This is a genomic window from Hydrogenovibrio marinus (genome assembly GCF_013340845.1).
Lineage (GTDB): Bacteria > Pseudomonadota > Gammaproteobacteria > Thiomicrospirales > Thiomicrospiraceae > Hydrogenovibrio > Hydrogenovibrio marinus.
The window spans coordinates 956,630-976,521 of record NZ_AP020335.1 but is presented as its reverse complement, the minus strand read 5'-3'; the positions used below and the strand labels follow the sequence as shown (position 1 = coordinate 976,521).

General features: G+C 42.4%; 31 protein-coding genes and 2 tRNA genes. 27 read left to right on the top strand and 6 right to left on the bottom strand.

What is annotated here, in order from left to right; genetic code table 11:
• Nucleotides 1-143: 143 nt before the first annotated feature.
• The 16 genes from HVMH_RS04580 to HVMH_RS04505 all read left to right on the top strand — a co-directional run bounded on the left by HVMH_RS04580 (nt 144) and on the right by HVMH_RS04505 (nt 10,115).
• The gene (locus HVMH_RS04580) at nt 144-1,352 is read left to right on the top strand and encodes a DNA circularization N-terminal domain-containing protein (RefSeq protein WP_029908369.1); all 1,209 of its coding nucleotides are present in this window, start codon (nt 144-146) and stop codon (nt 1,350-1,352) included.
• Nucleotides 1,345-2,271: a phage baseplate assembly protein gene (locus HVMH_RS04575; protein WP_029908368.1), complete on the top strand. Its 927-nt coding sequence runs from the start codon at nt 1,345-1,347 to the stop codon at nt 2,269-2,271. The genes HVMH_RS04580 and HVMH_RS04575 overlap by 8 nt, the downstream gene beginning before the upstream one ends.
• On the top strand, nt 2,264-2,923 hold the full coding sequence (locus tag HVMH_RS04570; RefSeq protein WP_051622919.1) for a phage baseplate assembly protein V: 660 nt from the start codon (nt 2,264-2,266) through the stop codon (nt 2,921-2,923). The genes HVMH_RS04575 and HVMH_RS04570 overlap by 8 nt, the downstream gene beginning before the upstream one ends.
• Nucleotides 2,924-2,933: 10 nt before the next feature.
• Nucleotides 2,934-3,320, top strand: coding sequence for a phage GP46 family protein (locus HVMH_RS04565; protein WP_029908364.1), 387 nt, complete (start codon nt 2,934-2,936; stop codon nt 3,318-3,320).
• On the top strand, nt 3,317-4,333 hold the full coding sequence (locus tag HVMH_RS04560) for a baseplate J/gp47 family protein (RefSeq protein ID WP_029908361.1): 1,017 nt from the start codon (nt 3,317-3,319) through the stop codon (nt 4,331-4,333). The genes HVMH_RS04565 and HVMH_RS04560 overlap by 4 nt, the downstream gene beginning before the upstream one ends.
• Entirely contained in the window at nt 4,324-4,857 is a 534-nt protein-coding gene (locus HVMH_RS04555) for a hypothetical protein (protein ID WP_051622918.1), read from the top strand. Before HVMH_RS04560 ends, HVMH_RS04555 begins: the two co-directional genes overlap by 10 nt.
• A gap of 1 nt (nt 4,858) precedes the next feature.
• Complete coding sequence (locus HVMH_RS04550; protein WP_051622917.1) at nt 4,859-5,464, top strand: phage tail-collar fiber domain-containing protein; 606 nt, start codon at nt 4,859-4,861, stop codon at nt 5,462-5,464.
• A 9-nt stretch (nt 5,465-5,473) separates the two neighbouring features.
• Nucleotides 5,474-5,806 carry a hypothetical protein gene (locus HVMH_RS04545; RefSeq protein ID WP_029908356.1) on the top strand — a complete coding sequence of 111 codons (333 nt, stop codon included), beginning with the start codon at nt 5,474-5,476 and terminating at the stop codon, nt 5,804-5,806.
• A gap of 1 nt (nt 5,807) precedes the next feature.
• Complete coding sequence (locus tag HVMH_RS04540) at nt 5,808-6,860, top strand: phage major tropism determinant (RefSeq protein ID WP_051622916.1); 1,053 nt, start codon at nt 5,808-5,810, stop codon at nt 6,858-6,860.
• Nucleotides 6,861-7,006: 146 nt separating this feature from the next.
• Nucleotides 7,007-7,276 carry a hypothetical protein gene (locus tag HVMH_RS04535; RefSeq protein ID WP_155837629.1) on the top strand — a complete coding sequence of 90 codons (270 nt, stop codon included), beginning with the start codon at nt 7,007-7,009 and terminating at the stop codon, nt 7,274-7,276.
• A 6-nt stretch (nt 7,277-7,282) separates the two neighbouring features.
• A complete protein-coding gene (locus tag HVMH_RS04530) occupies nt 7,283-7,456 on the top strand; it encodes a hypothetical protein (protein ID WP_155837628.1) in 174 nt (57 codons plus the stop codon).
• Nucleotides 7,457-7,561: 105 nt separating this feature from the next.
• Complete coding sequence (locus HVMH_RS04525) at nt 7,562-8,566, top strand: reverse transcriptase domain-containing protein (protein ID WP_029908352.1); 1,005 nt, start codon at nt 7,562-7,564, stop codon at nt 8,564-8,566.
• 68 nt (nt 8,567-8,634) lie between these two features.
• Nucleotides 8,635-8,898, top strand: coding sequence for a hypothetical protein (locus HVMH_RS04520; RefSeq protein WP_029908350.1), 264 nt, complete (start codon nt 8,635-8,637; stop codon nt 8,896-8,898).
• Complete coding sequence (locus HVMH_RS04515; RefSeq protein WP_029908348.1) at nt 8,898-9,365, top strand: lysozyme family protein; 468 nt, start codon at nt 8,898-8,900, stop codon at nt 9,363-9,365. Before HVMH_RS04520 ends, HVMH_RS04515 begins: the two co-directional genes overlap by 1 nt.
• A complete protein-coding gene (locus tag HVMH_RS04510; protein ID WP_029908347.1) occupies nt 9,358-9,669 on the top strand; it encodes a hypothetical protein in 312 nt (103 codons plus the stop codon). The genes HVMH_RS04515 and HVMH_RS04510 overlap by 8 nt, the downstream gene beginning before the upstream one ends.
• Nucleotides 9,666-10,115, top strand: a complete 450-nt coding sequence (locus tag HVMH_RS04505) for a hypothetical protein (RefSeq protein WP_029908345.1) — start codon at nt 9,666-9,668, stop codon at nt 10,113-10,115. Before HVMH_RS04510 ends, HVMH_RS04505 begins: the two co-directional genes overlap by 4 nt.
• Nucleotides 10,116-10,275: 160 nt before the next feature.
• Here the strand turns inward: HVMH_RS04505 and HVMH_RS04500 are convergent, their stop codons facing one another.
• The 3 genes from HVMH_RS04500 to HVMH_RS04490 form a co-directional block, all read right to left on the bottom strand.
• Entirely contained in the window at nt 10,276-10,704 is a 429-nt protein-coding gene (locus HVMH_RS04500; protein WP_029908342.1) for a thermonuclease family protein, read from the bottom strand.
• Nucleotides 10,704-11,258 (bottom strand): hypothetical protein, encoded by a 555-nt coding sequence (locus HVMH_RS04495; RefSeq protein ID WP_029908340.1) that lies wholly within the window; start codon nt 11,256-11,258, stop codon nt 10,704-10,706. Before HVMH_RS04495 ends, HVMH_RS04500 begins: the two co-directional genes overlap by 1 nt.
• A 94-nt stretch (nt 11,259-11,352) precedes the next feature.
• Entirely contained in the window at nt 11,353-11,640 is a 288-nt protein-coding gene (locus HVMH_RS04490) for a helix-turn-helix transcriptional regulator (protein ID WP_035628779.1), read from the bottom strand.
• Nucleotides 11,641-11,709: 69 nt separating this feature from the next.
• Here HVMH_RS04490 and HVMH_RS04485 point away from each other — a divergent pair, with 69 nt between their 5' ends.
• From HVMH_RS04485 to HVMH_RS04435, 11 genes are read left to right on the top strand one after another with little or no spacing between them, the layout of a single operon-like run.
• Nucleotides 11,710-11,979 (top strand): hypothetical protein, encoded by a 270-nt coding sequence (locus tag HVMH_RS04485; RefSeq protein WP_029908339.1) that lies wholly within the window; start codon nt 11,710-11,712, stop codon nt 11,977-11,979.
• Nucleotides 11,980-12,004: 25 nt separating this feature from the next.
• Nucleotides 12,005-12,211 (top strand): hypothetical protein, encoded by a 207-nt coding sequence (locus HVMH_RS04480; protein ID WP_029908337.1) that lies wholly within the window; start codon nt 12,005-12,007, stop codon nt 12,209-12,211.
• A gap of 3 nt (nt 12,212-12,214) precedes the next feature.
• Nucleotides 12,215-12,508 (top strand): hypothetical protein, encoded by a 294-nt coding sequence (locus HVMH_RS04475; RefSeq protein WP_029908335.1) that lies wholly within the window; start codon nt 12,215-12,217, stop codon nt 12,506-12,508.
• Nucleotides 12,509-12,512: 4 nt separating this feature from the next.
• Entirely contained in the window at nt 12,513-15,200 is a 2,688-nt protein-coding gene (locus HVMH_RS04470) for a toprim domain-containing protein (protein ID WP_029908332.1), read from the top strand.
• Complete coding sequence (locus HVMH_RS04465; RefSeq protein WP_051622915.1) at nt 15,197-15,691, top strand: hypothetical protein; 495 nt, start codon at nt 15,197-15,199, stop codon at nt 15,689-15,691. The genes HVMH_RS04470 and HVMH_RS04465 overlap by 4 nt, the downstream gene beginning before the upstream one ends.
• Before the next feature lie 39 nt (nt 15,692-15,730).
• Nucleotides 15,731-15,931, top strand: a complete 201-nt coding sequence (locus tag HVMH_RS04460; RefSeq protein ID WP_029908330.1) for a hypothetical protein — start codon at nt 15,731-15,733, stop codon at nt 15,929-15,931.
• Nucleotides 15,912-16,361: a hypothetical protein gene (locus HVMH_RS04455; RefSeq protein ID WP_029908329.1), complete on the top strand. Its 450-nt coding sequence runs from the start codon at nt 15,912-15,914 to the stop codon at nt 16,359-16,361. Before HVMH_RS04460 ends, HVMH_RS04455 begins: the two co-directional genes overlap by 20 nt.
• A gap of 27 nt (nt 16,362-16,388) precedes the next feature.
• Nucleotides 16,389-16,646, top strand: coding sequence for a hypothetical protein (locus HVMH_RS04450; RefSeq protein ID WP_029908328.1), 258 nt, complete (start codon nt 16,389-16,391; stop codon nt 16,644-16,646).
• Between the two features lie 3 nt (nt 16,647-16,649).
• The gene (locus HVMH_RS04445) at nt 16,650-16,880 is read left to right on the top strand and encodes a hypothetical protein (protein WP_029908327.1); all 231 of its coding nucleotides are present in this window, start codon (nt 16,650-16,652) and stop codon (nt 16,878-16,880) included.
• Nucleotides 16,881-16,883: 3 nt separating this feature from the next.
• A complete protein-coding gene (locus HVMH_RS04440) occupies nt 16,884-17,102 on the top strand; it encodes a DUF4224 domain-containing protein (RefSeq protein ID WP_029908326.1) in 219 nt (72 codons plus the stop codon).
• The gene (locus HVMH_RS04435) at nt 17,062-18,138 is read left to right on the top strand and encodes a site-specific integrase (protein ID WP_155837627.1); all 1,077 of its coding nucleotides are present in this window, start codon (nt 17,062-17,064) and stop codon (nt 18,136-18,138) included. Before HVMH_RS04440 ends, HVMH_RS04435 begins: the two co-directional genes overlap by 41 nt.
• 96 nt (nt 18,139-18,234) lie before the next feature.
• On the opposite strand, the gene HVMH_RS04430 is transcribed toward HVMH_RS04435, so the two are convergent.
• From HVMH_RS04430 to serS, 3 genes are all read right to left on the bottom strand, one after another.
• Nucleotides 18,235-18,311: transfer RNA gene (locus tag HVMH_RS04430), tRNA-Arg, on the bottom strand.
• Nucleotides 18,312-18,432: 121 nt separating this feature from the next.
• Nucleotides 18,433-18,523: transfer RNA gene (locus HVMH_RS04425), tRNA-Ser, on the bottom strand.
• Nucleotides 18,524-18,604: 81 nt separating this feature from the next.
• Nucleotides 18,605-19,891, bottom strand: a complete 1,287-nt coding sequence (serS, locus tag HVMH_RS04420; RefSeq protein ID WP_029908323.1) for a serine--tRNA ligase — start codon at nt 19,889-19,891, stop codon at nt 18,605-18,607.
• Nucleotide 19,892 lies beyond the last annotated feature (1 nt).

Below are 19,892 nucleotides of genomic sequence, written 5' to 3'. Positions count from 1 at the left end.
AACACTTCGCTTCACCATTTCGCTCTTTTTGTAAGGACTTTTTGAGCGGAGGAGGAGGGGAGCGGAATCGAGGACGTTAGCATTGACGGGGAAAAACGCGAGATGATAAGGCTTGAAAGCCACTGTTTATAAGGGTTTCACGTATGTGGGAAACAGAGTTTGAAAAAGCGAAATGGAATGGTATAGAGTTCAACCTGCTTTCAACAGGTAAGAACCAAGGTCGCCGCCTGCAAGTTAGCGAGTACCCTGGATCTGATGAACCAGACATTGAAGACCTTGGTGCTAAGACACCAACAATAAATATTAAAGCTATTTTCGTTGGCCCTACCTCACTTAAAGAAGCAAATAACTTCATCAGCATTCTTGAATCAGAACCAAACGGAAAAATTGAACACCCATACGAAGGTGAACTTGATCTGGTTTATGAAGATAGCAGCATCAGCTATTCAACACTTGAGCAAGGTGCTGCCGTTGTCGACATAAAATTCTATAAGGCTGGAAATCCAACAGAAATTACTGACTTCTACCCTACAACCACAGATGACTTGACTAGTTCAGTTATTGAGAAGTCAGCAAATCAGTTTGTATCAGACGTCGACAATGCATCTCCAGATGAAATAAATACTATTCAGTCTGAGTTCACTAGTTTCATTTCAAGCCTTCAAAGAATTGCTGAACGTGTTCAGGCGCCTAATGATGTAATGGACCAGATCCATACTCAAGTCAAAACAGCAACATCTGCTATTTCAACCATTGCAAATGAACCTCGCACATTCTTGAATACATTCGTGGCCACACTGCAAGGTATTTCAAACGAAGTAAATGCGATCACTATTCAGGATCAAACCAATCCTGATAATCCACTATTGATTACTGTTTCACCAGAGCGTGTTGCTCAATATGAATTTAAGAATACAGAGGATAGCAGTACAAATAATCACATAAAACTTTTGGCAACAACTGCAAGTATCAACACAAACAGATATTTAATGGCCATCAATCAAAGTGGACAAGATGGTATTTATCAATACAGTGCAGATACAGTTTTACTCGAGATATCTGCATTAAATGACCGCGTGTCTTCTCGCATTGATGAGTCAACACAAAGTGCTACATATGAATCACTTGATTTACTAGATGCACTTCAACAACTCAGCGTTAATATTTCTGATCAAAAAACAAAGGTTGAACAACTGATTGAATCAATGAAAACAAAGGACCAGTTTTCACCGGTTCCACTTTTGTCTTTATCACAAGAACTTGGATCCAAAACAACAACCATGCAATCGCTAAATTCCATCACTCACCCACTATTTGTTAGTGGACAAATCAGGTGGAAAGAAGATGTCTAAACTCAATTTATTCATCAACAACGAACTGGTAAAACATACATCTTTATCAGTGACATTCAGTATTGAACAGCTTGCACACACCTTCGCTGCAACCATAAAAAAAATGAAGGTAAAGCAACCACTTCCTATTGAAATAAAACTGGACAATACAACTATTTTTAAAGGCCAGATTGATGAACGAGACAGATCAATTGACACTAGCGCAAATAAGATGTCTATTTCTGGTAGATCCTTATCAGCAAACCTCATTGATAGCCGAATTAAGATCAATGCAATCTATACGCAAAACTTACTTCAGATCCTAAAGCAGATTGTTCCTAAGTTTGGTCTTGGCGCAAAATCAGATGTAACTAAATTGCCACTAGTACCAGAGTTCCAGTTGAATGCAGAAAGCCCAATACCAGGGCTTTCACAAATTGCAAAACAACAAAAGCTTATGCTGATCGAGAGAGATGGAAACCTAGTTATTCAACAGCCTGGTCAATTCAAGGTAACTAATTTAAAACTGACAGAAGGGATTAACCTAAAAACTATCAATGTAAAGGAATCATTCGTAGACCTCTTCTACCACTATGAAGTGCAAGGTGCATGGGATGAATCCTATGCTGTTGTTAAATACGCAGGCGCTAATACCTGCAGAGAAAAAATAATCATATCGGATAAATTGCAAAACCAAGAAAGCTGCAAGCTTCGTGCAGAATATGAACGTGACCTAGCTATCGCAAAAGGACTTCATGTATCTGGAACAATACCAGGTCTTCACTCAAATATGACCGGAGAAGAATTAAACAAGTTGATCCAGGTTGATATACCAAGCGATGAAATAAATGAACAGCTTTTGATTAAGACAATAACCCTATCTGAAACAGGTACTACAAGAAATACACAGATAGAGTTTATGAGGCCATTCCATGAGTGATCGTATTGAACAAATTATCCAGCGTTTAAAGCTGATTTTCGGTACTGGAATCACGCAGCGTGCAACCACGTTTATTGTTCAGTTGAAAATGGCTACCGGTGTGGTGAATGATCGCATAAAGCGTGTACACAATTATGGATTTATGAGCCGGCCACTTGAAGGTAGTAAGGCTTATACCCTATTTGTTGCCGGAGACACCTCAAGAGGTATTGCTGTTTGCATTGAAGATGAACGCTATCAAATGGAATTACAACCAGGTGAAGTTGCCATTCTTGATAACAAAGGAAACTTAGTACATTTCACAGATCAAGGGATCAAGGTAAAAACACCATTTACGGTTGATATTGAAGCAACACAGAACGTCAATGTAACTTGTGAAAATGCCACGGTAAAAGCTACAAAAACCACTATCAATTCAGAAACAGAGATCAACGGAAAAACCACCATAAACAATGATCTTGAAGTGAATGGAAAGGCAACTGTTACTGATGTTTGTTCGGTTGGTGGACTAGCCGCTGCCGGAGGTGGTGCAGTTCAGGCTGAAGGTGGTATGGATATGATAGGCGGTGACATCACTGTCGATGGAATAGGCGTGAAAGGTCATCACCACGAAGATTCTCTTGGTAATCCAACTTCACCATCTTTGCCATAGCGAGGAAGAAATGAGCGATAACAAATTTGAGTTTTCAGCATTGTATGAGCCACTGTCAACACAAATAGGTCTAAGGCATGCCATATTGCAAAGCCTACTGAATTTCGGTAAGGCTCATGCAAACGATGATCTTGAACCTGACAAAAGCAAACGCGGATGGTGGGCAAATGAATTTCTATCTGGAGTTGACTGCAGGGACTGGACTTTAGAAAGATCAAAGCAAACTGATGAGACAAAAAGTAAAGCAATTCACTACACAAAAGTAGCACTTGATTGGCTAATAACGAATGACAATGCAAAAGCGATCGATGTCACTGCATATTACGATAAAGACTGGCTCATTCGTGTCATCACAGTAACCCTAAAAGACGGAACAAAATTTGAGGTGAAAGTATGAGTACAAAACCAAGTCTTCAAACTCTGATTGATCGCGCCAAAGCATCTATTATTCAGAAAACTAAAGCACAAAATCCTGCAACAGATGCCATTGCCGCTGCTTTAGGCGGTGGAACTTATAGTCTTTATGCCTATCAAGATTATTTAGCAAAACAACAGCACCCAAGTTCATGTGATGAAGATTGGCTATATGTCTGGGGTGCCAGATTAAAAGTAACCAGAGTTCAAGGAACCTATGCAACTGGAACAGTCGTTTTCTCAGGCCTTACGAATATCGTTAGCATACCGGCTGAAACAATCATCAAAACTCAAAGTGGTGTTGAATACGAAGTCACTGCAGAAACACAATCAGACCAACCGGTACCAGTTCAATGCCTATCTTCAGGAACAACCGGAAATATCGCTGCAGGTGTCAGTCTATTTTTGGTAACTGCGGTAACCGGTTTGGATCCAGATTCAATTACATCGAATGATATTAGCGGCGGAACAGATATTGAAGATATTTCGCACTATCGTACAAGAGTTGAAGCTGCTTATAACGAACGTTATGCCGTAGGTCGCCCTGAAGACTATAAAATTTGGGCGATTTCATCTCATCCAGATGTAGATTTCGCAAAAGTTGCAGATTGCTTCCCTGATGCTGGAAATGTAACCGTTTATATCGGACAGAAAGAAAATGATCCGGTCCTAACAGATGGCGTTAAAGATGCAGCGCAAATATTTATTGATAGTCAGCGAATTGGCGGTGTCATCGTTTATGTTCTACATATAAGCACAAATTCATTATCTGTCACTCTTGCAGATGTCAGCGATGTAACAACAAGACAAAGCATTGAACAGGCACTACAAACCTACATAAATGATCGCATGGGTGATGATGATCCTATAACACCTGGTCAACTGGTAATTGAGATCTCTAAAATAACTGAAACATTCAGTCTCATTTCACCAACAACATCTGTAACACCTGCAAAAAGTGAAGTCATTACGTTTGGAGGTGTTACATGGCAGTAGATACACAGGAATATACACTTCAAGACTACCGTAATGCCGTAGAAAAGCTTTTTCCACCTGGTAAATATTGGGAACAACCAGAGGATGATAGTGATTTGGATAACCTCTACTGGGCAATCGCTCAAGAGTGGAAAACCACAGCAGATGAACTAAAAACAAACATTTTATTTGGTGCTAATAATACGCTGTTTGGTTGGAAAATTTCAGACTATCAAAGACTATTAGATGAGAACGGTATTGATGGAACAGTATTCGATGATAAATCAATGCCAAGCTACATTTATTTCAACATCAATAACCTAGAAGACTCACTAGCAGTGTTCAACCAGGTAAATGAACTCAATCTATCTAATATACGAGTTGTATGGATGAAAACAGGCTATCTAGGCCTTATTGGAACTTGTAGAACAATGATCTACAGAAGACTAGAAGCAATAGAAGCCCCATATTCTGGAGGCATAGGATTTGAAGGGTTTTCTAGACCTATGAACTTTTTAAGATTAACCGCAACAGAGGCAACATGATATGTCAGCTATTAGTTTAATTATTACCGATGCAGGTCGTGCAGAAGTCATCAATGCAGACAATACAGGTACCGGTCCTGTTGTCTTATCACAAATTGCTTTCGGAAGTGGAACAAACGCAAGCGATCCTTCACAAACAGAACTTCAAAATGAATTTAAACGTCTAAACAGTATCAGTGGTTTAGCTGTATCTGCAGACACTATTCATGTAACCGTTCAAGACTTGACAACAGATGCATATAGTTTCAGTGAATTTGGTGTATTTACTGACAGTGGTACTCTATTTGCAGTTTACTCAGCACCAAGCGATATCATGCAAAAGTCAGCAGATGGAACACTAAATATGGCAGTTGACATTGTGCTTGGAACACTGGATGCAAAAAATCTGACGTTTGGTGATACTTCGTTTTCAAATCCACCGGCGAGTGAAACGGTTAGCGGTGTGATGAAAATCGCAACGCAACAAGATGCATCGGATCTGTCAAATGATACAAAGGCAATGACCCCTTTAAAAACCAAGCAAGCTATTGATGCTGCAAATCCACTAAGCGCAACACACAAAATCGTAACCGTTGATACCGTGGTTGCTGCTATCAAAATGATCTAAGGAACCATCATGATTAACACACCAAAAATGCTTCAAACCAAGCAAGACATTGATAATGCTATTGCCAATGCAGGCACAGCGATTGAAAAGGCGAAAATCATCGACTTTTTGAACGGCTTAATCGAGAGCGCCTATCAGTATGACTTTGATAGAAATCTTGGTGATACTGAGTCGCCAGATGGCGCGGAGCCTGATTATATCGTCGTTGAAAACACAGATATGAAAACCAATGTCACTACACGTCAGCAATTAAAGCGTGCAGAGAACACTACTGCACGACTTTTCAACCTTGGCTATCAAGTAGCTGACGTTCAATCCTTAATTATCAGCTTGGAGGCATAGCATGCAATCAGGAGATTATTCAATTATCCCAGCGATGGCCGCTGGTTTTATCAGCCTACAAGGTCAAATCGCCAAAAACGCAGATAACACACTCTCCATCCCAGAAGGTATGGTGAATATCGGCGGTAATGGCTATGGCTATATTTTGCAGGCTGATGCTGCATTTGACCCATATAATTCTGCCAATACAGATGCATCTTATTCCGGCGTAATACTTGGTGATGATATTTACATTTATGCTTGCCAAGCAGCAGGCTCACCTTATGCAAAATTGGTTTGCTCAAAAAATGCAACCTACCCTACTGGATATGATGCTACCAATTCGCGAAAGATTGGCGGCTTTCATGTCGGTCGAACCCGACCAATTGCCAACCGATTTGATACTGCTTATGTGCCAACGGTTGAAATCGTACCAAACTCTGTTTGGGATGAAGGACATAGACCTGAAAGCTTAACAGAAGGCATGGCAGAGATTGCACCTGGACTTTGGGCATCTATTTATCTTTTAAGCGTGGTATCTGGCACTTGGCCTGACGTTAGGTTTGGCAGCGTGTATGGCGCAACACCTGTACGCTCAGCTGGTGGATATTGCGAAGCTGACTTGAATAAAGGGCTGCGTGCCAGCGGCTACTTTGAGCCGACTTATGACGATTGGAAAATCGGCGCTTATGGCGCACCACAAGGTAATGATGGTGATAATACATTGGCATGGTCAATGACATCGAACACCGGTCCATGCACTACCGGTTATGTTGAAAAGGCAGTCTCCTGCCAAAACATAGTCGATACCTCTGGCAACCTTTGGGAAAGACTTTGCCATAACTTCGACCAGGTTGGCACCTACAACTGGGATACCAGTGTTGTTAATACTGGTCAAGATGCTGCTTATGGCCGTGGCGCTGTTTACCACTCCGCTTGGCGCTACGCTCTCGCTGGCGGCAATTGGAATGAGGGTGCTCGCTGCGGCTCCGCTTGTCTCTACTTGAATGCCGGTGCCTGGTCTACCGCTGGCTATGTTGGTGTGCGCGGCTTCAGTCGATCCCGTCGCGCATGATGCCATCTCAAGACGGCCACGGCAGTGGTCGTCATCAAATTTCAAGAAATAGCCAAGACTTAATTACTAGGTCTTTGGCGAAAAGATTAATCACCAAAACCCTACCCATGCTGGACAGAGTGCATCGCGCTCAAAGGTATCGGTACGTGTCAAGATTAGAAGGAGTGATGCATGAAGTTTTAAAACTATCAATAGAAGCGCCGAGAGCAAAGACCATCACCAAGTGCGCAGCACTGGTTGATAGCATTGATTTACTGCATGATATGCTTGAGATTGGCGCAGCTAATAAGTTGATAAAAGGCGGCTATATAGCATCTATCATGCAACCAAAATCAGATGAACATCCGGGTGGTGAATTATGGCAGTTAGCCGCTATATCAAGGTCTATGCTTAACAAGGCAAAAACGAAGAAATAGGATGGTATGGGTTTCGTAAGCTACGCTATCGCTGGCGGCAATTGGAATGAGGGTGCTCACTGCGGCTCCGCTTGTCTCAACTTGAATGCCAATGCCTGGAATACCAATGGCAATGTTGGTGTGCGCGGCTTCAGTGATGCATTATCTAATAGAGAGAGTCTTGTTTTACAGGCTACCTAGAATCCTATGGATCAGCCATGCCATCCTGGCCACATGGTCAAATATCAAAAACCGATAGCGTACCGCATGTACCACACAAGCCGTGCGCTATTACAGAGCAATAAAATGACACTTATCGAACAAATAGCCGACTGGGATAACCTACTACTCGCCTACCAAAAAGCCAGAAAAGGAAAATCCGGCATCAATGAAGTAGAAAGATTTGGCGCCAACCTTTGGCTTAATCTCGGTAATATCCAGCTACACCTATTAAGCGGCACTTACCAGATAGGCACATACCGAGAGTTCGTAGTTTACGAACCCAAGAAAAGACAAATACTCGCTGCACCTTTTAGGGATAGAGTAGTTCAACATGCCATGCTCAATATTCTTGAAGCACAATGGGATAAAAGACTGATTGATGACACCTACGCCTGCCGAAAAGGAAAAGGCACACACCAGGCGGCAACCCGCATTCAACACTGGCTGAAAGGCATGGCAAAAAACCAATCGCTTGAAAACATCTGGATAGTTAAAACCGACTACAGCAAATACTTTCAAAGCCTGAATCATGACATACTGAAACAAGTAGCAGCAAAAGGCATCGACTGCCAACTTACGCTAAAAGCAATATTTAACATCATAGACAGCGTGCCATCACCCGGCATGCCGGTTGGCAACCTGCTATCACAATGGTTGGCGAATCTAGTCGGAAATATCATTGACCAACACGTAAAGCGCAATTTACGAGTGAAACGCTACTTGAGATACATGGACGACTGCGTGGCAATATTTGGCTCAAAGATAGAAGCGCAACTCTACTTTGCCGAACTCTCAAAACTCAGCGAAAGTCTTGAGCTTAAATTCTCAAAAGTCAGCATACATAGAGCAACACAAGGCGTGAATATGGTTGGCTATCGCATCTGGCCAACCCATAAGCTACTGAGAAAACGCGCAATAGTACAGTTCAAACGCGACATCAAGTTCATCAAAAAGCACTACCAGAACCCAGAGCAACAAGCTAAACAAATCAATAAGCGCACCAAAGCGTTTATTGCTCATTCTAAACATGCGGATGGCGCAAGACTACTTAATAAGCTTGTAAACTCTAGTTTTAACAAAGCCATTTAAAAACTTATTAAATTGATAAAAATCAAATATTTATAAAGAATTAACTTAACAGTTAAACAGGTGCCAACATGACACAACAAACAGACAACGAACAACCAAAAAGCCCACGGATGGAAAGGCACGTGCAAACTATCCTTGTCAGCATCATTACAGCCGCAATTTTGTGGTCTGCAGTCAAACTCACTTCATATCAAGAACTATTCGGAAGACTTGATGAGCGTATTATCGCACTCAGTAATAAGCTTGATGATGTCGTCAAAATGCGAAACGATGTCGAAAGCCTAAAGGTGCGCGTTTCAATCCTTGAATCAAACAAGAAAGAACACCGGTGATGGACGAGGTACTCGACAGCGTAACCCAGCATGAAGGCTTTAGAGAAAAGCCATACATTGACCCTTTGGTCATGCGCGAGATTCCACATACCGAAAAGGTAATCATACTCAAATGGTTTGACCGTCTGAAAATCACTTTCGGCTATGGCATGACATTCATCACCGAAGAACAAGCAAGAATGTGTACGGCCATGATGCTGTACGATATCCGTCATGAGTTAGCCAGACGGAAGTCTTTTTTCACTTCCATGCCAATCAAAGCCCAGGACATTTTTGTCGAGATGGCATATCAGATGGGAATTGAAGATTTGATGGACTTCAAAAATACATGGCGTTATGCAGAACTTGGCCAGTGGGAAAATGCAGCCAATGAAATGCTTGATTCAAAGTGGGCTAGAGAGCAAACACCAGATCGAGCAAAGCAACTATCAGACAAACTTGCAGCACTTGGAGAAGACAATGCCTGACGAAACATTAACACAAGGACCACTTCGTCCACTGCCATCAGAGCAACCAAAAATACCGGCGTTTCCGGCAACCTATTGGGTACACCGTCGCGCACTAGCATACGCAAGCCTTGCTTTTGGTGCTATATATGCCATAGCTTGCCTTCTGGTGTACCACTTCACCACGGTGAAAGACTTCCCATTCGTAGGGGTTTCCGTCATTCTTTACCTGTTTCTTTTGGTGCCGATCATCATCTACATGACCGGCGCGAACCGTGAAGATCTCACCAAGATTCAGGGCATTATTGAGATTTTGAAAAAATGATTATTGAATGGTTAAAAGCCCGAGCAAAAATAATCGGCGGTATCGCCTTAATAATCGCCATTACACTGGCAGCACTGAAAATCTACCAGGTTGGGTATAGCAGCGGTTTTGATGCCAGAGACAAAACTGCCAAAGAAGACCAAATCAAAGAGCAAAAAGAAAAGCTGGCCAGCATCAAAAATGCCATTGACCAGGCAAACGAAATTAACCAGCAAAACAATGAGATCTCACAGCAATTTTGGGCAGATAGGCAAGCAGAAAAGCCACAAGCTCAAGCCATAGAACAAAAGGTGACAAAGTATGTTGAAGACAAAGCAAAACAAACTCCAAAAGCTGGCGATTGCAATACTGGTGACATCAGCACTGACGAGCTGCGCATCCTCCAAGACCTTACCAGATTCGCAAACGGAACAAAAACTGCAGATGATGCAAAACCAGGTGGATAATTCATGGCTGTTGCCATGTGCGGATCTGCCAATGCCAAACAGCACAAAAGACACCGACCACCTGCTATGGAAAAAGGCAGTTATCCTTGAGTATAAGGATTGCCGCACTAGGCATAACGCCCTGATAAAGACCTACAAAAAGCCTCAATAATAGGCTTTTTTATTGGCACCAATTTGTTTTCGTTCCGCCTTCGTATGCTACTGCAAGCTTTCTCTGCAGTAGTTCTTCAGCAAGACTTTTTCCGTCGACATAAACATCGGCTACCAGGCGAAAGTATTTTCCACGCATGATGTTCTTCAACTCGATTACCTTTGCCGATCTAAGCTGACTAACGGTGAACTGTTTTGCTTGTCTTGCAAGATCCTTTTCAAACTGACATTTCCCTCTCATTTCCGGCGTATCGGCGCCATTCAATCTGATTGGAATATGGTGGCCAACGACTGCAGGCCAACCATTGATATTTACACGAAATGTATCACCGTCATAAATGCTTGTAACTTCACTTACCATGGCACTTCCATAAGTTTTTTCAGTGGCAAACGAACCCACTGAAATAACCATTAAAGCCATGGCTAAAAGTAAGCGCATTAGAAATGCCCAGCCTGGTAGTTTATATGCACTGCACTTGGTGAATATCTTGCAACACCTATAGGGAGCCAAATTTCTTTTCCAGTAGGTGTTTTATTTGGAGAAATCATAGTCGCTGAAACTCGAATACTAAACCCTTTGTCATCAGGTGACTGTCCTATTTTGACAAGATACTTTATCGAATTCTTAGCAATACTAAGAATCATATCTCTATCAAACATCATCCTATCAACCATGTACTCTTTACGATGGTCTGGAATGACATTCAACCTTATCACTAGCAAATTGTCTTTTAGCTTATCCATGTCGATTGATACCTTATCAACCCGACCTTTCATATAACTCATGTCTTTAGGCAAAGAGTTTTTCAATACTGCATTCAAGTCTATACCAGCAGTTTCAAGATACGCTTGCTTAACCGTATCATTAGATACGGCGTTTTTCTGTGACTGTTCATCTTCGGAAACCGATGCAACTGCAAACATCAACATAAAGAACAGTGCTAATAAAAAAAAGATGATGGCAACAGTAACCCACTGCGCTTTTCTACTCATATTTGTCGCCCTTGGTATAAATTTTGTTAATAAAAAGTTGGCAAAGTGTCTAAATTGCTATTGCAGAGTTTCTCGTTGACCCATAGCCATAATCTCAAGCCGTTTGCTCCGACGTAGACAAATCCCGCAGCTTTTTCTCTTCAGGTTTTATCTGGTCACTACCAGTATTTTCAGGCATATCATCCAGCATCAAATACATGGTGTACTCAGGGAATGACTCGCAAACTTTTTTGACGGCATCAAATGCCGGCTGTCTATCGCTATTTTCGTAATTGATGATGCTTCTTTTTGGAATACCAGTCTTTTCAGCCAGTTCACTTTGAGATAAGTTTTCGGCTTCTCGTATCAATTTCAGCTTTTCATTAAATTTTTTGTTTGACATCCTGTTACCTCTTTCGGTAATATCTAAAACAGTTACCGCATACGGTAATAATTTAATGGAGCCGAACCCATGAATATTTCTACCACTCACACACAGAACAACTGCAAAACAGCCATTCAAAGCATGGTTAATGGTTTTTTACGTGTGGGAAAACAAAAGACTTCCGCAATCGCTGCAGACCCGCTAGGAACGGATCTAAGGTGTGAGAATGAAGTCCACTGCTTTCTGTTTGCGAATGCTTTTTCTCCAACGATTTTGGCATTCTCAATCTACTTGGTATTGGGTTCGGCTCCAGTTTCCAAAAAAGTAGTGGGCTTCATTGTCACACTTTTTTTCTAGTTTCGTCAATGCATAAGGGGCTGTCATGTCACAACAAATACTGTCAATTCATGCCATCGAATCTCACCTTGAGATGCTGAAGAACAAGCAATCAGAACTGAAAAACATCAAATTCTCTGATCTACGCGATCTAAACCAAGCTTTACCAATCATTGCAGATTTGTATGACCTAACAGGTCAAATCAAAGCGTTCAATGCCATCTTAAATGGCATACCAACTATTCAGGAGTAAGCCATGCGCCATGAAATTTCCTACATTGTCGACGGCGATTTAAAAGATAGATATGAACCTAAAGCAAACCCGCTTTCATGCTTTAAAGATCAGTGTGATATGCGCCGCCATTCTTACCAAGAAAGCATCAACTATCGTGCGTTTAGCGATAAAAACGATCATTCATTCAATCTTTGGTCAGAACTGTTGGAGTTTTTAAACGGTGATTCTGATGGCGAGAAGATCCATACCATCAGAGGCTATGTTTTCGGCAACCGCCGGAATGTTTTTGTCGAGTTAAAAGCAATAGAAGAATAAAACAATGCAATCAAACCAATACCATCCAATTGACTATGATTCGGTTGTCGATCGCTTAATTACTGATTTCAGTTTCAAGCGTTCTGGCAAACACCTTTCACAAGGGCGATGCCCTGAATGCGGTAAAAAAGAACTTCATACCCACGTTGAAAAACCATTTTCTATCAAATGCAATCGCATCAATAACTGTGGATATGAAGAAACGATCAAGGATCTATACCCTGATCTGTTCGAGCATTTCACCAAGAAATACCCGCCGACTGCAGATGACCAAAACATCACCGCTAAACAATATCTAAGCATTGCACGTGGGTTTGATGTCTCTAAGCTTGAAGGATGGTTCGAGCAAGGTTTGATGTTGCATGATAAAACCCATGTCACTACAGCCACGGTAAAGTTTTGGCTAGACAAAAAGAAAACTGTGTCCTGGGAACGTTTGATCGATTACACAGATGCAGACAATTTCGATAAAAAAGCCCACTTTAAAGGATCATATAGCGGCCTTTATTGGGAACCTCCAACACAAAAGCACATCGACCCTGAACGTCCACTCTATTTGGTTGAAGGCATTTTCGATGCAATCGCATTATGGTTCTGCGGTGTCCAGGTTGTCAGCATTATGTCATCGAATAACTGGCCAGAAGAACTGACAAAAAAACTTAAGTCAAACCAGATTGTCATATGGGCATTGGACAATAACAAAGCCGGCATCAATGCCGCCAAGAAATTCCACAAGACCAGTACAGAACGCGGTTATCAATCATTCATTGCCATACCGGACAACACAAAGGACTGGAACGATATTTACAAAATTCGCGGTGAAGATGGCATGCACGATGTCATGGATAAAGCCCTATGGAATGGCGCGGCAATCCAAGCGCCGACAGCCGGTGACACCGCCGCCATCTATGTCGCACAAACCCGTAGGCCTTACCGCATATTCCAAAAGAACAATGCCTATTTTGAAGCCAAATACAGCCGCAATAAGCTGGAAAAAGACGTAGGCGACAAAGACGACCCTGAAATGCTTAACAGCTACTTTAACCGAGACACGCTTGAAGTGCTGATGGACGATAAATTTCTAAGCCAGATCAGAAGCGCGATCTCAATCGAGAAGCTATCCAACTGCGTGGCAAAGTTTGAATACCAACAGGTTGACCAATACAACGACCAGGACAGATTGAACTATTTCGAGATCTCATACGAGAACGGATCGCCAAAGTCTACCATCAGCATTCCTGGTACCGCCCTTGCGGATGCCGGATCATTCAACCAGGCACTATTGCGCCATACACCTGGTGCGCGTTTTACCGGTGGCAAGGCTCATATAGAACACCTACATGAAAAGGTCTGGTTTTATAAGCCGGCCAAAGAGGTTAAAACTCTAAATTTCATCGGCTACGACAAGATCAGTGGCACCTATGTCTATAACGACACGGCATTCCTAAACGGCAAACGCGAACAGATCAATAAGCAAGGTTTCTTCGATATCAACCGCACCACAGCAATCAAAACAGTCAATAAGGACACTCGCCTTAAAATATCAAATAGGTTCAATGCCAATACCTTCCTAAACCACTTTCAAGGTGCATACGGTGAACGTGGTCTGCTTGTTTTAGCCTGGTGGGTTGGATCCTTATTTGCAGAACAGCTTCGTGATCACTTCCAGGGCTATCCATTCTTTGAACTGCAGGGTCAGGCATCATCAGGTAAGTCGACATTAATCAAGATCCTATGGAAGCTATATGGCCGCTCTGACTATGAAGGGTTTAACCCGCTTAACTCATCATTCAGTGCTATCGACCGTAACTTTGCCAAAGTATCAAACCTACCGGTTGTCTTGATCGAGTCAGATGCCAACGATGACCAGCGCAACGGCAAGAAATTCAACTGGGAACACATGAAAAACGCCTATACCGGTGAACCTCTCAAAGAACGTGGTATTCAGAACGGCGGGAATGAAACGGTATTCAATCCATTCAGGGGAACCCTAATGGCAGCACAAAACACAGCGATTGAAGGCTCAGAAGCTATCCTATCGCGTTTCATTCACCTACCGCTTGACAGAACACATCATCTACCAGGTGGTAAAGACCATGCAGAGGCTTTGGCTAGAACTGACGTTGAGGACCTATCCGGATTCTTGCCATTCATGCTGCAGCATGAGAAAGCCTTTGTTGCAAAGATAATCGAGCGCACACCGGTTTACTACAAAGACATGGATGGCCTGAAACTGCGCATCGATAGGATCCGTGACAACCACGCCATGCTTGCAGCTATATTGGAGACATTGGCAACTATCTTGCCGATAGACAAAGACCTAATCCCTGCCGCCTACTCACTCATTCGACAACGTGCGGTGCAACGTCAGCTTGATACCCAGGTCGATCACCCTGCTGTGCATGCCATGTGGGACATTTATGAATTTCTCAATATCAAGGAAGACAGCAACGATTATGGCGGCGTGAAGCAATTCATCAACCACAGTAAGAACACAGACACCATTGCCATCAACCTGGTTCATTTTGAGCGCGTCTGTAGAGATCAAGGTGTCAAAGCACCTGACATCACAGAACTAAAGCGTCACATCAAGCAATCTCACAGACACAAATTCAAGGAATACGCAGTGGTTAATTCAGGCATACAGGAAGGCAAAAGCGTCCGCTGTTACATATTTGAGGAGAAGAAATGATGAAACAAGGTGATCTATTCGGAACTAAGCCAAAAGCACCCTATTTGAAGCGTATGACGGTTATTGATGCCGGTGAGGTTCATGGTGTTAATAGCGTCCGTTATCAGTGTTTTTGCTGCAACCTTGAAACTAGCTGGATGGTAGAGAAAACCATCACTAAAGCAAAGCGAGGTATTCCATGCCTACAGTGCAACCAAGACAAACTCAGAATCCTGCACTTGAACCTAAAAGAACAATGGTGGAATGAGATCAATTCCGGCATCAAAACACTTGAGTACAGACTAAGAAATCAATACTGGTTTAAACGACTGGTAGGTAAGCAATACGACTTTGTTTTCGTAAAGCTTGGCTACCCATCAAAAACACAGATTGACAGGATCATAGTGTTTGTCTGGAATGGCTACTTTCCAATGATAGTAAAACACCCAGAGTTCGATGGAAAACAAGAAGTCTATGCCATCGATCTAACTGAAAGAGTTTGGGGAATCTAACTTAATAAAACATCCATAAACAATGCGAGGTAGAAGTAAATGAACCCACAAACCTATGACGACAAACTGGCAGATAGAGCGCGCCGTCTTGAAGAACTGGCTGATGATGAAAACGACATCATCAAAGACTTTCTGGATGAGGCGGTAAGCCTGAATCTTATCGGCCTTGTTCAATTCGCAAAATTAACCGAACTACTTGAATCAAAAAAAGGAGTAACACATGGCAACAAGAAAGATTAACGACCTAGCAGTGGCGATCGAGACTTATAAGGATCCGCAAACAGGGCTGGATAAAAACAAGTACCTGAATATCGGCGTAGAGATGGAAACCGATGACGGTGGCCGTTTCATTATCCTTGAATCTCATATCAACCTGGCAGCATTACCACGTAAACCAGGTAAGTCCGGCGTGATGGTTTCAAAATATCCGGTTGACGGCCGTAACGATAACAACGGCCAACAGCAAACACCACCACAGCAACATTCTCCGCAAACACAAACATACGTGTGGCCACACAATAACCAACCGATGACACCGCAAGAAGTCAGCCGGTACCAAAACCAACAAATCAACCCACCGCTATTTCACAACGATCAATGGTCATGGTCAGACGGCCAACAAATGACACCAAACGAAATAGCACACTTTTCAGCGCAACAACCGCGCTAACCAAGCCTGGTAGATAAGGAGCAAATCATGCAGCTAGTAGAAGCAGTAATTAGAAAGGATGGTATTCAACTGACCATACCAACTGACTATTTGAAGCGTCAATTTTTTGCCGGAGTAACAACAAATGATAGAGCAATTATCACTGATGAAAATGACATGCTTCATTATTTTTGCAAGCAATTTGAAAACTTTGATGATGATGCAAAGTTTGGACGATTTATTGACTCTGTTTGTTCAGAAGCAATAAACAATGGCGAAACATTCTTAGAGCCGGTAGAGGAATAGACCATGATCGACCTACTTCAATATTTAGGCGCACTCTGCGCCATCATTGGATCCATTTGGTTGACTCACAAGCTACCAGGATTCACCTATGGATGGGTGGCCTTTCTACTCGCTAGTGTGTCGATGGCAATTTTCTTTTTATACAAAGAACTCTACCCTGCTTTCATCATGGAACTGGTCTTTGTCTATTCAAACCTTGTCGGCATCAAGACATGGATATTCAAGAAGGCCTGATCGATGTCGAATAGCTTCCTTGTGTCATTTGATGATTTGCAGATCTGGACGGGCTACAATAGAAAAGCAGACATCATTAATTGGCTTGAAAATAAGCATATACCCTATGAGGTTGCGTTTAATGGAGAGCCGATAACGACACATCAAGCTATAAACAAAGCATTGCTAGGAGAGCCGAACCATGAGCAATGGAACTTCGATACGGTGCAAGCGCGCACCTAAATACTGTTATTTTAGAAAAGGTCGCTGGGTTTATTACCCTTCTATACCTGGACAACCACGAAAAGAAATAACGCTTCAAAAAAATAAAAAACCTCTACGAGAAGACACTCCGTGTCATGTCCTTCATGAAATGATTCATGAAATGTTAGAGGCGCCATCAAAGACTATTCAAATTCTTTTAGATAAATACTTGAACAGCACACACGTTCAAGGATTATCTCAATCAACAAGGGATGGATATAGTTTCTATTACAAAACAATTACTGAAATGAAAATGTCAAATGGTAAAACATTTGGTGAGATGCCTTTCGGAATCGTTACACCCGGGACAATAAGAACTTATCTTGATATTAGGGTTTCACAAGGTGTCACAACTGGTGCAAATAGAGAAGTTGAATTACTTAGCGCTGCTTATAATTGGGCATACGAAAGAGACATTGCAACAAAAAACCCATGTGAAGGCGTTCGCCATAACTCTGAAAAACCACGTGAAAAATATATTGAAGATGATGAATATGAAGCCTTGCTTGAAGTTACTGAAGGAAAGCCGCTCAATATTGCTGCAGAGATTACCTATCTATGTCGAGCAAGGGGATTTGAGGCCTGGGATATAACGCTAGATAAAATAGATGACAATAAAGGGATATTCATTCAAAGGACTAAAGGATCTTTGCCAGAATGGACAACATGGACACCACGACTTCGATCAGTCATTGATAAAGCACTGAAGCTTAGAAAGAAAACACAGTCTGAATTGAAGCGCAAAGGTAAAGCCGTTCCATTAAATAATCATCTATTGATCTCACAGGATGGGTTGCCATTCAATAAAAGTTCAAGGTCATCTGCATGGCGATCAGCGTATGCAAAATTAGTAAAACTTGGAAAAGCGAGTAAGGATCCAGATAAACGGTTCACGTTTCATGATATTAAGGCAAAAGGTGTGAGTGATCATGCGCTGAATGAATCAGGCCATAAATCAGAAAAAGCAAAGGCCGTTTATATGCGAAAAGTGAAAGAGGTTGAAGCTACAAAATAGACTAAAATTCTATTTTTTTGTTCAATTTTGTGGGAAATCTTGTGGGAAAATGCAAATATAAGTAAATGGTGAAACGCTTGAAACCCGCATGGGTAATGGCGCGCCCGAAGGGAGTCGAACCCCTAACCGCTCGGTTCGTAGCCGAGTACTCTATCCAATTGAGCTACGGGCGCTTATTGAGAACTTTGTAACGAAGGTTCAAAGTAAGCTGTGAATTGTAAGGATTTTTGACGTTGCGTCAAGTTTTCTTCCAATTCGGTTTGTTCCTATTTCTCGTTGCGAAGCATTGAAAAATGGCGGTGGACTAGGGATTCGAACCCCAGGTAGGCTACTAACCTACAACGGTTTTCAAGACCGCCGCCTTCAACCACTCAGCCAGTCCACCGGAACAGGTGCGTATTATAGAGTGTGGCAAAATAATTGCAAGCAAATAACGCACTTTTTTGAATTTTTATTACAGGCTTGATTAAAGCGTTTCAACCCCACCAAGATAAGGTCTTAATGCGGTTGGTACAGTAACACTTCCGTCTGCATTCTGATAGTTTTCCAAAACGGCAACCAACGTACGCCCTACCGCCAAACCAGAGCCGTTTAGGGTGTGTACCAACTGAGGTTTGTCTTGACCGCTTCTATAACGCGTCATCAAGCGTCTTGCTTGGAAATCCTCGAAGTTAGAGCAAGAAGAAATCTCACGATAAGCAGATTGTCCCGGCAACCAAACTTCAAGGTCATAGGTTTTGGCAGATGAGAAACCGATGTCGCCAGTACAAAGCGCCATTACACGATATGGCAACTCTAGCTTTTGTAGAATCAACTCGGCTTGCTGCGTAAGCTCTTCCAACGCTTGGTAAGACGTTTCAGGCTCAACCACTTGTACCAACTCGACTTTCTCAAACTGATGCTGACGAATCAGGCCTTTGGTGTCTTTACCATAAGAACCTGCTTCAGAGCGGAAACATGGCGTGTGTGCGGTAAATTTCAACGGCAATGCGGCTTGATCGATGATCTCGTCACGTACTAGGTTGGTAACAGGCACTTCCGCGGTTGGAATCAAATATAAATCACGGTCAGAGGTATCATGCTCTTCATGCTTGTCGATTTTGTACAGGTCCGCTTCAAACTTTGGTAACTGACCGGTACCGCGCAAACTGTCTTGGTTTACCAAGAATGGCACATAGACTTCTTCATAACCCGCTTCCGCGTGCGTGTCTAGCATGAACTGGGTAATGGCGCGTTGTAGCTTTGCCATTTTCCCTTTTAGAACTGAGAATCTTGATGAGGTGATTTTCACAGCTGCATCATTGTCATACCAACCACGTGCTTCGGCAAGATCAACATGATCTTTCACTTCAAAATCAAACTGTCTTGGCTCACCCCATTGGCGTACCAATACATTGTCATCTTCACCACCGCCGATTGGCGTACTTTCGTGAGGAAGGTTTGGAATACCTGCGTAAATATCTTCTATTTGCGATTGGATAGCGTGACTGGCTTCTTCGGCTTCTTTCAAACTATCGCCAAGATTCGCAACTTCATCCAACAATGGTTGAATGTCTTGTCCAGATGCTTTGGCTTTACCGATTTCTTTGGAACGGCTGTTGCGTTGCGCTTGCAATTCTTGTGCTTTGACCTGCAAGTCTTTACGCTGCACTTCAAGCGTTTGGATATGGGCAACATCCAAATCATAGCCACGTGTTTTCAGTTTTTCCGCGACTTGTTCCAGTTCTGTTCTCAGTAGCTTTGCATCTAGCATG

Excerpts from the sequence above, each read along its gene's own strand:
- HVMH_RS04580 (WP_029908369.1), top strand. The coding sequence starts at position 144 with ATGTGGGAAACAGAGTTTGAAAAAGCGAAATGGAATGGTATAGAGTTC.
- HVMH_RS04575 (WP_029908368.1), top strand. The coding sequence starts at position 1,345 with ATGTCTAAACTCAATTTATTCATCAACAACGAACTGGTAAAACATACA.
- HVMH_RS04570 (WP_051622919.1), top strand. The coding sequence starts at position 2,264 with ATGAGTGATCGTATTGAACAAATTATCCAGCGTTTAAAGCTGATTTTC.
- HVMH_RS04565 (WP_029908364.1), top strand. The coding sequence starts at position 2,934 with ATGAGCGATAACAAATTTGAGTTTTCAGCATTGTATGAGCCACTGTCA.
- HVMH_RS04560 (WP_029908361.1), top strand. The coding sequence starts at position 3,317 with ATGAGTACAAAACCAAGTCTTCAAACTCTGATTGATCGCGCCAAAGCA.
- HVMH_RS04555 (WP_051622918.1), top strand. The coding sequence starts at position 4,324 with ATGGCAGTAGATACACAGGAATATACACTTCAAGACTACCGTAATGCC.
- HVMH_RS04550 (WP_051622917.1), top strand. The coding sequence starts at position 4,859 with ATGTCAGCTATTAGTTTAATTATTACCGATGCAGGTCGTGCAGAAGTC.
- HVMH_RS04545 (WP_029908356.1), top strand. The coding sequence starts at position 5,474 with ATGATTAACACACCAAAAATGCTTCAAACCAAGCAAGACATTGATAAT.
- HVMH_RS04540 (WP_051622916.1), top strand. The coding sequence starts at position 5,808 with ATGCAATCAGGAGATTATTCAATTATCCCAGCGATGGCCGCTGGTTTT.
- HVMH_RS04530 (WP_155837628.1), top strand. The coding sequence starts at position 7,283 with ATGGGTTTCGTAAGCTACGCTATCGCTGGCGGCAATTGGAATGAGGGT.
- HVMH_RS04525 (WP_029908352.1), top strand. The coding sequence starts at position 7,562 with ATGACACTTATCGAACAAATAGCCGACTGGGATAACCTACTACTCGCC.
- HVMH_RS04520 (WP_029908350.1), top strand. The coding sequence starts at position 8,635 with ATGACACAACAAACAGACAACGAACAACCAAAAAGCCCACGGATGGAA.
- HVMH_RS04515 (WP_029908348.1), top strand. The coding sequence starts at position 8,898 with ATGGACGAGGTACTCGACAGCGTAACCCAGCATGAAGGCTTTAGAGAA.
- HVMH_RS04510 (WP_029908347.1), top strand. The coding sequence starts at position 9,358 with ATGCCTGACGAAACATTAACACAAGGACCACTTCGTCCACTGCCATCA.
- HVMH_RS04505 (WP_029908345.1), top strand. The coding sequence starts at position 9,666 with ATGATTATTGAATGGTTAAAAGCCCGAGCAAAAATAATCGGCGGTATC.
- HVMH_RS04500 (WP_029908342.1), bottom strand. The coding sequence starts at position 10,704 with ATGCGCTTACTTTTAGCCATGGCTTTAATGGTTATTTCAGTGGGTTCG.
- HVMH_RS04495 (WP_029908340.1), bottom strand. The coding sequence starts at position 11,258 with ATGAGTAGAAAAGCGCAGTGGGTTACTGTTGCCATCATCTTTTTTTTA.
- HVMH_RS04490 (WP_035628779.1), bottom strand. The coding sequence starts at position 11,640 with ATGTCAAACAAAAAATTTAATGAAAAGCTGAAATTGATACGAGAAGCC.
- HVMH_RS04485 (WP_029908339.1), top strand. The coding sequence starts at position 11,710 with ATGAATATTTCTACCACTCACACACAGAACAACTGCAAAACAGCCATT.
- HVMH_RS04480 (WP_029908337.1), top strand. The coding sequence starts at position 12,005 with ATGTCACAACAAATACTGTCAATTCATGCCATCGAATCTCACCTTGAG.
- HVMH_RS04475 (WP_029908335.1), top strand. The coding sequence starts at position 12,215 with ATGCGCCATGAAATTTCCTACATTGTCGACGGCGATTTAAAAGATAGA.
- HVMH_RS04470 (WP_029908332.1), top strand. The coding sequence starts at position 12,513 with ATGCAATCAAACCAATACCATCCAATTGACTATGATTCGGTTGTCGAT.
- HVMH_RS04465 (WP_051622915.1), top strand. The coding sequence starts at position 15,197 with ATGATGAAACAAGGTGATCTATTCGGAACTAAGCCAAAAGCACCCTAT.
- HVMH_RS04460 (WP_029908330.1), top strand. The coding sequence starts at position 15,731 with ATGAACCCACAAACCTATGACGACAAACTGGCAGATAGAGCGCGCCGT.
- HVMH_RS04455 (WP_029908329.1), top strand. The coding sequence starts at position 15,912 with ATGGCAACAAGAAAGATTAACGACCTAGCAGTGGCGATCGAGACTTAT.
- HVMH_RS04450 (WP_029908328.1), top strand. The coding sequence starts at position 16,389 with ATGCAGCTAGTAGAAGCAGTAATTAGAAAGGATGGTATTCAACTGACC.
- HVMH_RS04445 (WP_029908327.1), top strand. The coding sequence starts at position 16,650 with ATGATCGACCTACTTCAATATTTAGGCGCACTCTGCGCCATCATTGGA.
- HVMH_RS04440 (WP_029908326.1), top strand. The coding sequence starts at position 16,884 with ATGTCGAATAGCTTCCTTGTGTCATTTGATGATTTGCAGATCTGGACG.
- HVMH_RS04435 (WP_155837627.1), top strand. The coding sequence starts at position 17,062 with ATGAGCAATGGAACTTCGATACGGTGCAAGCGCGCACCTAAATACTGT.
- serS (WP_029908323.1), bottom strand. The coding sequence starts at position 19,891 with ATGCTAGATGCAAAGCTACTGAGAACAGAACTGGAACAAGTCGCGGAA.